Source organism: Sphingomonas sp. NPDC019816 (assembly GCF_050274375.1).
GTDB lineage: Bacteria > Pseudomonadota > Alphaproteobacteria > Sphingomonadales > Sphingomonadaceae > Sphingomonas.
Genome location: NZ_JBNNOB010000116.1, coordinates 1 through 11,899, shown reverse-complemented (window position 1 = coordinate 11,899; position 11,899 = coordinate 1). Strand labels below are relative to the sequence as shown.

The window sequence follows — 11,899 nt, the reverse complement described above, 5'->3', positions numbered from 1 at the left end:
GGGGTGATGTTCGTGTGCACCGCGAACACGCTGAACCTGCCGCAGCCTTTGCTCGACCGCATGGAGATCATCCGGCTGGAGGGCTATACCGAGGACGAGAAGGTCGAGATTGCCGAGCGTCACCTGATCGCCAAGCAGGTCGAAACCCACGGCCTGAAGGATGGCGAGTTCACGCTGACCCAGGAGGGGCTGCGTGCCCTGATCCAGCGCTACACCCGCGAGGCGGGCGTGCGGACCTTGGAGCGTGAGATCGCGCGTCTCGCCCGCAAGGCGCTGCGCCAGATCCTGGAGGGCAAGGCGACGTCGGTGACGATTACGCCGGAGAACCTGCATGAGTTTGCGGGCGTGCAGAAGTTCCGCCACGGCCTGTCCGAGCAGGAGGATCAGATCGGCGCGGTCACCGGCCTCGCCTGGACTGAGGTGGGCGGCGAGTTGCTGACCATCGAATCGGTGACGGTGCCGGGCAAGGGCCAGGTGAAGACCACCGGCAAACTGGGTGACGTGATGAAGGAATCGGTGCAGGCCGCCTTCAGCTTCGTCCAGGCGCGCAGCCCCAGCTTCGGGATCAAGCCGTCGCTGTTCCACCGCAAGGACATCCATATCCACCTGCCCGAGGGCGCGGTGCCCAAGGATGGTCCGTCGGCGGGCATCGGCCTGGTCACCTCGATCGTGTCGACGCTGACCGGCATCGCGGTGCGCAAGGATGTGGCGATGACCGGCGAGGTCACCCTGCGCGGTCGCGTGCTGCCGATCGGGGGCCTGAAGGAGAAGCTATTGGCGGCGCTGCGTGGTGGCATCACCACCGTGCTCATCCCGCAGGAGAATGAGAAAGATCTGGCTGACATCCCCGCCAACATCCTGAACGGGCTGAAGATCGTGCCGGTCGCGCATGTCGACGAGGTGCTTCGCCTGGCGCTGGTCGGGCCGCTGGAGGCGATCGACTGGACCGATGCGGACGAACTGGCGGCGTTGCCGCCCGCGCCGATCCCGGCCGTGGGGGGCGAACGCCACCACTGACCGTCGCATTTCGGGGGGGCGCCGGTCCTGGATCGGCGGCCCCCGCGTCGTTATGTCATGCAAATGACTTGCGCTTCTGTTTACGGAATCATTCGCTTTGCATAACGACGGGATTTGACAGCGCGCGCTGCCACGTCATTATCAGTCCTTTCTTTTTGGGCGGCATCGAGTCCGTTCGATTTATCGTCGAGATCATAGGGGGTTATGGAATGAACAAGCAGGAGCTTATCGCCACCGTCGCCGACTCCTCGGGCCTCGTGCGGGGCGATGCGGTCAAGGCCGTCGACGCGGTGTTCGATGCGATCACCGCGTCGCTCAAGAAGGGGGACGAGGTTCGTCTGGTCGGATTCGGCACCTTCTCGGTATCCAAGCGCAAGGCGTCGACCGGCCGCAACCCGCGCACCGGCGAGCCGATGACGATCAAGGCCTCGTCGCAGCCCAAGTTCAAGCCGGGCAAGCTCCTGAAGGACTCGGTCAACTAATTTCGGTTTTGGGGCTGGACAGGCAGGGATGCGCCGCCTAAAGGCCCGTCTCCCGGTTACCGGGCGCGTAGCTCAGCGGTAGAGCACACCCTTCACACGGGTGGGGTCACAGGTTCAATCCCTGTCGCGCCCACCATGCAAATGGCAATGGCCGCCTGGTCGCTTCCCAATGGAAGTGGATCGGGCGGCCATTTTGCGTTTGGGCCGGGGGTGTTGCGATGGCGGCGGTGTTGGGGTGCAAGCCGCAGGCGTGGGGCGTGCACTTCGACTTCGCTCAGTGTGAACGGATGGTGGGGCGTTTTGGCGGGCATGCGATGGCCATGTCTTGGGTTTCCCTCCAACTTGTTTCCTGAGGCCCGCTCGGCGTGATCCCAGCTGCCCCGTTCCGCGTGCATCCGCCCGCCGCTCCAAGCACCCCCCCTCCGTTCAGCCTGAGCGAAGTCGAAGGCCAAGGGCCAAAGCCACCCCAAACAGCCTCGACACGATCCGCCATTCCACGTCCGGCGAACTGCGTGGGAGGCAAGTCCTTGACCGATAACCCCAATTCCCCGCCTCATTCATCCTGGGCCAAGCCAACCGCCATACCCCACGCGCCACCCCACCAACCCCGCGATGTCACGAAATCGACTCGCAACCGTCACAAAAGTTTCTCTGAAACGGCATCTTGGCGTCATCTGTCACGCCTAACGCCCGGCTCGGGATCGGCCAGGGGGAACAGGCTCGAGTCGATCGCCGGGCGGACCCTCGCCCGCACAGCAACGATAAGATCGGGAGTTTTTCGGCGATGGCGAGCATCAAGCGCTTCGGCCTCATTCTCATGACCAGCTCGGCCTGCGCGGCACTCGCCGCCTGCGGCGGTGCGGACAGCGTGGCCTCGCCCGGTGCGGGCAGTGTGGTGATCGTGCAGCCGGCGCCGACGCCGACCCCGTCGCCCACCCCGGCGCCGACCGCCGCCATCACCGCCGCGCAGTTCGCCGCCGCGACCACGGTCAATGGCGTGACGATCACCGCCGACGAGCAGCTCGCGATCGTCAACGCGGGCAGCAACAACAACGTCAACGGCACCGGGGCTGCGCTGAACGGCATCTATCCGACCAGCAGCACCTCGCTGACCACCGCGTCCGATCCCTCGACGCTGAACAGCTTCTTTACCTCGACCAACTATGTCGGCGCGCTGAACGGTCCGTCGGACACCGCCTTCCAGGGCTGGACCTGCAACTCGACATCGGCCGAATTCGGCGGTTCGGGCGCGCGCTGCACCGCGGTGCCCTCGATCGGCACCTATTCGGCGTCGACCTCGACCTGCCCGACCGGCACCACGGATGACGGCACCAACAGCTCGTCCTCGCCGACGCTGCGTTTCTGCCGCCTGCCGCAGAACATCACCAGCGACCTGACGCTGCCCAAGATCGCCGGCGTCGTCTATCGCCTGCGCGGCCAGACCGAAGTCGGTACTGATCTGGGCTCGACCGGTGGCACCGGTGCGACCCTGACCATCGCGCCGGGCGTGGTGATCGCGGCCGACTCGACCGAGGCGACCAACGACCTGCTGCTCGTCAATCGCGGCTCGAAGATTTCGGCCGTGGGCACGCGCGACGCGCCGATCGTCTTCACCTCGCAGCAGAATTTGGTGAACAACGGCGTGTCCGACGCGACCCAGGGCCAGTGGGGCGGCATCATCCTGCTCGGCCGTGCGCCGACCGCCGTCTGCGCCACCGGCACCGGCCCGAACAATGCCGCCGGTACCTCGACCACCTGCCAGCTGGCGATCGAGGGCGTGACCGGCCGCTTCTATGGCGGCGCGAACCAGGCCGACTCGTCGGGCCAGATGTCCTATGTCCAGATCCGCTATTCGGGCATCGCCATCTCGGACGGCAACGAACTGCAGGGCCTCACGCTGGGCGGTACCGGTTCGGGTACCGTTCTGGATCATATCCAGAGCCACAACTCGGCCGATGACGGCATCGAGATCTTCGGCGGCACCTCGAACCTGAAGTATATCGCGATCACCGGCGCGGACGATGACGGCTTCGACATCGACAATGGTTATCGCGGCTTCATGCAGTTCATGATCGCGGCGCAGCGTACGCTGGGCGCGACGGCGGACAGCTTCTCGACCGAGATCGACTCGAACAATGCCGAGGATCTGCTGCCGCGCACCTTCGGCCGCTATGCCAACTTCACCTTCGTCCAGACCGCGAACGCGCCCGCCGCGATCCGCCTGCGCGGTGGTGCGGACATGACCTTCATCAACGGCATCGTGAAGTCGACCCAATCGGGCGTCGCCTGCGTCAACCTGATCGCGGGTGCCGGCTCGGGCGCCGATCGCACCACGATCCGCGCCGCCAATGCCGACCTGCAGGATCAGGGCCCGCCGGTCTTCACCTCGGTCTATTTCAGCTGCAACGGCCGCTAAGGCCCGGCTGAACCATGCGCTTGGGTCTTCTCCGGGCGCTCTCGGCAAGCCGGGGTGGCGGATCATCGCCGCCCCGGCTTTCCCCCATGAAAATCTGATTGGATGACCCGGCCATGCAGCGACGCCTCGCTTATGCCTCCCTCCTGCTCCTGACCTCGCAACTCGTCGCGCCGGCGCTGCTCGCGCAGACGACGGGCGGCGCCACCCCTGCGCCCGCGCAGACCAGCACCACCGCCACCAGCCCCGACGGGCGGGCGACCCCGCAGAGCCAGACCCCGACCGGCCAGGACGGCCAGTCGATGGAAGAGCCGGTCGAAATCTCGGCTCCCGGTGTCGACGCCTCGGCCAGCAGCGAAATCGTCGTGGTCGGCCGCAACATCCCCAACACGATCCGCGCCACGCCGCAGATCGTCTCGGTCCTGTCGGCCGCCGACATCGCGCGCACGGGCGAAGGCGACATCGCCGGCGCGCTGACCCGCGTCACCGGCCTGTCGGTCGTCGGCGGCGGCTTCGTCTATGTCCGGGGTCTGGGTGACCGCTATTCCTCGTCGCTGCTCAACGGCTCGCCGCTGCCCAGCCCCGAACCGCTGCGCCGCTCGGTTCCACTGGACATCTTCCCGACCACCATCGTCGGCTCGGCGCTGGTCCAGAAGACCTATTCGGTCAATTATCCGGGCGAGTTCGGCGGCGGCGTCATCAACCTGACGACCAAGGCGATCCCGGCCAAGAACTTCATCTCGGGCGGCGTCACGCTGGCAGCGGACGATGCCACGACCAGCGAACTGGGCTATACCTATCGCGGCGGCGATGCCGACTGGCTGGGCTTCGACGACGGGACGCGCGGCGTGCCGCAGTTCGTGCGCGATATCCAGGCGGGTCGCGGTTCGGGCCTGATCCCGGCGGCGCAGGTCGCGCAGCTCTCCAACGCCTCGACCACGCTGCTCCAGCGCAACAACCAGCTGCCGGCCAACTGGTCGGGCGAGCTGTCGGGCGGTTCGGTGTTCGACATCGGCAGCGACCGTCTGGGCGTGATCTCGTCGCTCAGCCTGTCCAATACCTTCCGCACCCGCTCGGCGATCCAGCAGGATTCGGTGTCGCCCGACGGGACGCTGCGCAACGATTTCCGCACGCTGCTGACCGACAACCGCATCGTCGCCAACGCGCTGGTCGGCCTGGGCTATGAGTTCGGCAACAACACCATCCGCTGGACCAACGTCTATATCCACGACACGCTCAAGCAGGGTCGCGGCTCGGCAGCCGAGCTGTACAACAATCCCAGCGGCCTGCGCTTCCAGCAGAACACCAACTGGTTCGAGCGCCAGCTGATCGAAAGCCAGCTGGTCGGCGAGTTCAAGCTGACCGATGCCCTGAAGTTCGACGCACGCGGCGCCTTCGCCAACTCCAAGCGCAACGCGCCCTATGAGCGGCAGTTCGACTATCTCTGCTCGAGCCGCACGACGACGGGCCTGCCGATCAGCTATGACGGTGCCAATGGCGCGGGCGGCTTCCAGTGCAACGGCGCTTTCCAGGTGACGCAGCGCTTCACGCCGTTCGCCTCGATCATCTTCTCGGAACTCAACGAGAATCTTTGGACCGGTCAGGCCGACCTTTCCTACAAGATCGACAGCGACCGTCCGATCACGTTGAGCACCGGTTATTTCTATCAGGGCACGGACCGCTATTCGAGCCGTATCCAGCTGAACTACCAGACCAGCGACGGTGCGGGCACCGCGCCGGGCTTCCCGTACAATCTGTACCGGCCCGACTATCTCTTGAGCCCGGACGTCATCAACAACGCCTGCCCGCTGCGCGCCGATCCGAAGTGCACGCTGCAGCTGCAATTCTCGACCCAGGCCGGCGCCTATGCCTATGACGCCAAGCTGGACGTCCATGCCGGCTATGCCCAGGCCGAGGCCGAGGTCGCCGATGGCCTGCGCGCGGTGGCGGGCGTCCGCTACGAAACCGCGGTCGAGACGGTGACTCCGGTGCAGAGCGCCACGACGCGACTGAAGAATGATTACTTCCTGCCGGCGGGCACGCTGACCTGGAACTTCGCGGCGGACATGCAGCTGCGCGCGAGTGGGGCCAAGACGATCTCGCGGCCGCAATTCCGCGAACTCGCGCCGCAGCAGTTCCGCGATCCCGACTCGGACCGCCTGTTCTTCGGCAACCCGAACCTGCGCGACAGCGAGCTGTGGAACCTGGAGGCGCGCTACGAATGGTTCTATGCGCGCGACCAGCGCTTCACGTTGGCGGGCTTCTACAAGCGGATCAAGAACCCGATCGAGCAGGTCGGCTTCTACACCGGCGCGGATGATCGGTTGCAGACGGGCTTCACCTATCTGCCCTCGGCTATCCTGTACGGTGCCGAAGTCGAGTTGCAGAAGTACGTGCCGCTATCGGGCCTGGGCGGCGACTTCTTCGCGACCCGCCGCCTGGTCGCGATCGCCAACTACACCTACACCAAGTCGAAGATTAACGCGGATTCGACCTGCGTACCCAACCCGGCCTCGGCGGCGGGTTCGCCGGGCCTGCGTGGCTGCGCCTCGGGCTTCGGCCCCGCGCAGTTGCTGTTCCGCGACGGCGCGTCGCTGACCGGCCAGTCGGACCATCTGGTCAATCTGCAACTCGGCGTCGAGGACACCGCCGCGCTGTCGCAGATCACGCTGCTGTTCAACTATGCCAGCAACCGCGTGACCAATCGCGGCCCTTCGAACCTGTCGGGTGACGGCTTTCAGCCGGACATCATCGAGGTGCCGGGCATCCGCCTCGACCTCGTCGCGCGCCAGGGCTTCGAGCTGGCCGGCGGCAAGTTCGAGCTGAAGGCCGAAGCGCGCAACCTGACCCGCACACGCTACAACGAGCGTCAAGACTTCGGGAATGGCCGGTTCGTCTATCTGAACCGGTATAATCTGGGCCGCGTCTTCTCGCTGGGGATCAGCACGACCTTCTGATCGCGGAAGGTTCGTCGGCAAGGGGCCGTCGTCCGGGTGATCCGGGCGGCGGCCTTTTGTTTTGGGGCGGAGGTGGGGGCGTGCACTTCGACTTCGCTCAGTGCGAACGGAGATGGGAATCCGTGCGAACGGGGGGAGTGGGGCTGTCCCGCACCCCGTTCAGCCTGAGCGTAGTCGAAGGCCAAGGGATTCCACCCGCCAAGCCACCCGCACCGGAGCGTGCACTTCGACTTCGTTCAGTGCGAACGGGGGTGGGAATCCGTGCAAGCGGGGTTGGGAGTGGGGCGTCCCGCACCCCGTTCAGCCTGAGCGTAGTCGAAGGCCATGGGATTCCGCTCGCCAAGCCACCCGCGCCGGGTCGCGCACGTCGGCTGCGTCAGCGCGAACGAGGTGGGAAGTCGTGTTAACGGCCGCTCACCCCCGCCAGGGCAGTTCCCGATACCATTTGGTGATCACATATTTGACGCCCGCCCGGACCTTCATCGCCTGGTGCAGCGTGGCGGGGTTGAGTGAGCCGTCCGCGCGGCGGTTGCTCCAGGCGACCATCTTGCCGGGTTCGGGCTGGATCATCTTGTCCGCCGCCTTGAACCGGGTCGCGCCGCCGGCCTCGGGTGTGTTGAGGTAAAGCATGACCGTCCAGGTGCGATTACCCGACAGCCCGCAATAGCGATGATAGTCGGCGCCGTTCAGGTCGAAATAGTCGGTGTGCGGTTTGAATTCCTGACCCACCGCATAACGCTGTCCCTGGATCGGCTCGCCATGCGCGGCCGACAGCCCGGTCAGCATCGCGATATGCCGTTCGGTTTCGATCACCGCCGGATCGTCGACGGGCAGGTCGCCGGTCTCGCTGGTACGAAAGGCATGGTCGCCATTGGGGTCCGCGATGGTCGAGGGGCGGCGTACCGCATCGATTCGGGTCATCAGTTCGGCGCAGAGTTCGGGTGGCAGCACGCCGCGTTTGACGAACAGCGTCAGTTTGGGACTGGGTAGGCGCTGGACACCTAGCGTCGCCGTCAGCCGCGCCACAATCGGTTCGGAATCAAGGCCATTGCCCAGATCGGGGCACCTGTCGGACGGGGCGTTCATCGCATCGCTCATGGGAAACCCATATGACAAACATGTTTCGGGGCTTTGACGCAAACATGTAACATGCCATGCCTAGTGCGAAAAAAGCGGATGGGGTCAGGTTTCATGCGGTTGAAGTTCGACGCGCGTGGGCGCCGATGGTTGCGGCGCCTGCCCGTCGTGAATGTCTATTCGGTGGCGGAGCTGGCACTGATGGCGGTTCTCGCCATTCAGGGCGCGCGGCTGCTATGGGTGCTGGCGACGCCGGTATCGCCGCTGGGTGAGTGGCGTCCGGCGGCGCCGGTCATCGCCGGATCGACCGCCGCGATCCTCGACGGCTTCGATCCTTTTTTCCGTTTGCAGGGGCAGCAGGCCGCAACAGCCACCGTCACCAATCTGCAGTTGACCCTGTTCGGCACGCGTATCGACGAGGCGTCGGGGCGCGGATCGGCGATCGTCGCGGGGCCGGACGGCGTCCAGCGCTCGGTTTCGGTCGGTGGCGAGATCCAGCCCGGCGTCACGCTGAAGGCGGTCGCGTTCGACCATATCACCATCGATCGCGGCGGCGCGACGGAGGACCTGTATCTCGACCAGTCCGATGCGCCGCCGGCGGCCGGTACCGCCCCCGGCATGGCGCCCGTTCCCGCCGCGCCGGCCCCATCGGGGCAGGGCGTGGCGCTCGCCCAATTGCGTCAGGACATCGGCTTCATCCCGCGTCTTGAGGGCGGCCGCGTCTCGGGGCTGGTCGTCCGGCCGATCGGATCGGGCGCGGCGTTCCGTGCGGCGGGCCTGCGCGAAGGCGATGTCGTCACCGCGCTGGGCGGCAGGCCGGTAATCGGCCCCGGTGACATCGACCGTCTGGCGATCGACTTCGCGCAAGGCGGCTCTCTTTCCATCACGGTCGAGCGGGGCGATCAGACGCTGCCGCTGTCCCTTCAGATTGCAGCATCCAAGCCATGAAAAAGCTCGTTCTCGGTTCGGTTCTGGCCCTGGCGCTCGCCGTGGGCGCGCAGGCGCAGACCATGCTCAACGTCCGTGATGCCGACATCCGCGCCTTCATCGCCGATGCCGCCAAGGTGACGGGCCGCACCTTCATCATCGACAGCCGGGTCAACGGCAAGGTGACGGTGGTGACCGACCGGCCGCTGTCGCGGTCCGAATATTTCGAGATCTTCCTGTCGACGCTGCGCTCCAACGGCCTGGTCGCGGTGCCCACCTCGGGCGGCGCGTTCCGGGTTCAGCCGATCGACAACGCCGCCTCGCAGCCCAGCCGCATCGGCGCCGGCGGCGCGAACCGCAATTCCTACGTCACCGAGATCATCCGCCTGCGCGCGATCGACGCGAACAGCGCGCTGGAAACGGTGCGTCCGCTGGTCAGCGCGCAGGGATCGGTCACCGCCAATCGCGCCGGAAACAGCCTGGTCGTGGTCGATTTCGCCGACAATATCCGCCGCGTCCGCGAGGTCGTCCGCCGGATCGACGCCGACAACGCCTCGACCCGCGTCATCGCGCTGCGCAATGCCGGCGCGCGCGAGATCGCGACCGCGCTCCAGACGCTGGCGGGCGGCGGCGGCGGTGGCCAGAGTGGCGGTGGGCCGCAGGGCTCGACCGGCGTGTCGGTCGTGGCGATCGACAGCTCCAACTCGATCGCGCTGCGCGGCGATCCGTCTAGCGTGGCGCGCTTCGCCCAGATCGCAATTGACCTGGATAACAAGGCCAAGAGCGGCACCGAAATCCGCGTCGTCTTCCTGCAAAATGCCGATGCCGAGCAGCTTCTGCCCGTGCTCCAGCAGCTGGTCGGCCAACAGCCCGATCCAGTGCAGGAAACGACCCTATCGCGCGGCAGCTTCACCCAGACCAACAGCCAGGCCGGCTCGGCGGCGGGCACCTCGATCGCGCAGCGTATCCAGCCGGTCGCCCAGCCCCAGGCGCAGAGCGCCCCCGGGGCCGGCGGGCAGAATGGCCAGCAGCCCGCGATCAGCACGCAAGGCGGGCGGACGGCGGCGGTCGTCACCCGCTTCACCGGCGCCAATGCCATCGTCATCGCCGGCCCCGCCGACATCCAGCGTCAGATCGGCGAGGTCATCCGCCAACTCGACGTGCGCCGCGAGCAGGTGCTGATCGAGGCGATCGTCGCCGAGGTGTCGGACCAGACCGCGCGGCGGCTGGGCGCGCAGTTCCTGCTCGGCAGCCTGTCGGGCGGGGCGTTCGCGGCCTCGACCTATGGCAATACCGCGCCCAACATCCTGCAGATCGCGGGCGCGGTGGGCGCGCAGACGCTGGGCGGCAACCGCACCGTCGTCGTCGCCCCCGATGGCACGCGCACCGAGACCAACGTCCCCAACGCCTCGTTCAACCAGCTGACCCAGTCGGCGGTACAGTCGATCCTGGGCACGACCGGTGGCTTTGCCGGCTGGGGCGGGCAGATCGGCGACACGGTGTTCGGCGCGATCATCAACGCGGTGAAGAGCGACACGACCTCGAACCTGCTCCAGGTGCCGCACATCATCACGCTGGACAATCAGCAGGCGCACAGCCTGGTGGGCCAGGAAATCCCGGTGACGACCGGCCAGGCGCTGTCGAACAATTTCGACAATGCCTTCCGCACCGTGCAGCGCCAGAATGTTGGCATCCAGCTCGACGTCAAACCGCAGGTCAATGCCGGCGGATCGCTGAAGCTCTATGTCCGCCTCGAAGTCAGCTCGATCGCCGGACCGGTGTCGAGCAACAATAGCGAGCTGATCCTCAACAAGCGCGCCTTCGAGAATGTCTTCACCCCCGATGACGGCCAGATCACGGTCATCGGCGGCCTGCTCGACGACAATGAGCGGCGCACGATCGAGAAGATTCCGTTGCTCGGCGACATTCCCGGCCTAGGCGCGCTGTTCCGGTCCAAGGCGCGCAGCCGGTCGAAGACGAACCTGATGGTCTTCATCCGCCCGACGATCCTGCGCACGCCCGAGGACAGCCGCCGCGTCACCGAACAGCGTTATGGCTATCTCCGCCAGTTGCAGGGCTATGCCCAGCCCGGCGTCGAACCTTCGATCGACGAGCTGGTCCGCGATTATATGAACGCCGCGCCGCCGATCCCGCACGCGCCGATGCCCGGCAATATCGAGGACCCGCGCATCGCCGTCCCCGTCGCCAAGTCGGTAGAACCGATCAAGCGCCGTGACTGACGCAAGCGAACCCCTCCCCACGGGGGACACCGTCCCCCTGCCGCTGGGCACGCCCCTCCCGCAGGCGGGAGGGGATGGGGGAGGGCACCTCGCTCTCCCGCTCCCCGCCGCCGATGACGTCCCCGAAACGCTGGAACTGGTCGCCCCCCTGACCATCCCCTACGGCTTCGCCCGCAAATTCGGCACAGTCGTCCAGACCGCTGACCCACTGACCGTGGCGCTTCGCGAAGGCGCAGACCCGCGCGCGCTGATCGAGCTGCGCCGTCATATCGGCCGCCCCTTCGCCATTGCGCGCGTGGAAGGCCCCGCCTTCGACCGCCTCCTGTCCGACGCCTATGCGATGGACGGACAGGCGACCGCGATCGCGGCGGTCGGCATGGGCGACGAACTCGACATGCTGGCCGACGGTATCCCGACCGCCGAGGATCTGCTCGACACCGCCGACGACGCGCCCGCCATCCGCCTCATCAACGGCATCATCGCCGATGCCGCGCGCAACGGCGTGTCGGACATCCATATCGAGCCGTACGAGACCGGCCTCGTCGTGCGCATGCGCATCGACGGCGTGCTGCGCGAGACGTTGCGCATGCCGCCGCATGTCGCCCCCGTCGTGGTCAGCCGGATCAAGGTCATGGCCCGGCTCGACATCGCCGAGCGGCGGGTGCCGCAGGACGGGCGCATGGCGCTGACGCTGGGTGGCAAGCTGCTCGACGTGCGTGTCTCGACGCTGCCCAGCCGGGCGGGCGAGCGGTTCGTGCTGCGTATCCTCGACAAGGAGAATGCCGG

General features: G+C 66.7%; 8 protein-coding genes and 1 tRNA gene. 8 read left to right on the top strand and 1 reads right to left on the bottom strand.

The annotated features are described in order from the left end of the window. From ACQKJZ_RS14870 to ACQKJZ_RS14850, 5 genes are all read left to right on the top strand, one after another. Window positions 1–1,017, top strand: a 1,017-nt coding sequence (locus ACQKJZ_RS14870; protein ID WP_427731932.1) for a S16 family serine protease, incomplete at its 5' end; no start/stop codon positions are given. Between the two features lie 182 nt (window positions 1,018–1,199). Further along, the gene (locus tag ACQKJZ_RS14865) at window positions 1,200–1,499 is read left to right on the top strand and encodes an HU family DNA-binding protein (RefSeq protein WP_427731936.1); all 300 of its coding nucleotides are present in this window, start codon (window positions 1,200–1,202) and stop codon (window positions 1,497–1,499) included. Between the two features lie 61 nt (window positions 1,500–1,560). Beyond that, a tRNA-Val gene (locus tag ACQKJZ_RS14860) sits at window positions 1,561–1,635 on the top strand. Window positions 1,636–2,283: 648 nt separating this feature from the next. Beyond that, entirely contained in the window at window positions 2,284–3,915 is a 1,632-nt protein-coding gene (locus ACQKJZ_RS14855) for a hypothetical protein (protein WP_427731930.1), read from the top strand. Between the two features lie 113 nt (window positions 3,916–4,028). Further along, complete coding sequence (locus tag ACQKJZ_RS14850) at window positions 4,029–6,869, top strand: TonB-dependent receptor domain-containing protein (RefSeq protein WP_427731928.1); 2,841 nt, start codon at window positions 4,029–4,031, stop codon at window positions 6,867–6,869. Between the two features lie 414 nt (window positions 6,870–7,283). Here ACQKJZ_RS14850 and ACQKJZ_RS14845 read toward each other — a convergent pair whose 3' ends face one another. Continuing rightward, window positions 7,284–7,967 carry a prolyl hydroxylase family protein gene (locus tag ACQKJZ_RS14845; protein ID WP_427731926.1) on the bottom strand — a complete coding sequence of 228 codons (684 nt, stop codon included), beginning with the start codon at window positions 7,965–7,967 and terminating at the stop codon, window positions 7,284–7,286. Between the two features lie 93 nt (window positions 7,968–8,060). Between ACQKJZ_RS14845 and ACQKJZ_RS14840 the strand changes: the two genes are divergently transcribed. From ACQKJZ_RS14840 to ACQKJZ_RS14830, 3 genes are all read left to right on the top strand, one after another. Next, complete coding sequence (locus ACQKJZ_RS14840; RefSeq protein ID WP_427731924.1) at window positions 8,061–8,894, top strand: type II secretion system protein N; 834 nt, start codon at window positions 8,061–8,063, stop codon at window positions 8,892–8,894. Further along, window positions 8,891–11,113 (top strand): type II secretion system secretin GspD, encoded by a 2,223-nt coding sequence (gene gspD / locus ACQKJZ_RS14835; protein ID WP_427731922.1) that lies wholly within the window; start codon window positions 8,891–8,893, stop codon window positions 11,111–11,113. Before ACQKJZ_RS14840 ends, gspD begins: the two co-directional genes overlap by 4 nt. A gap of 130 nt (window positions 11,114–11,243) precedes the next feature. Beyond that, the coding region (locus ACQKJZ_RS14830; RefSeq protein ID WP_427731934.1) for a GspE/PulE family protein at window positions 11,244–11,899 on the top strand (656 nt) is incomplete at its 3' end.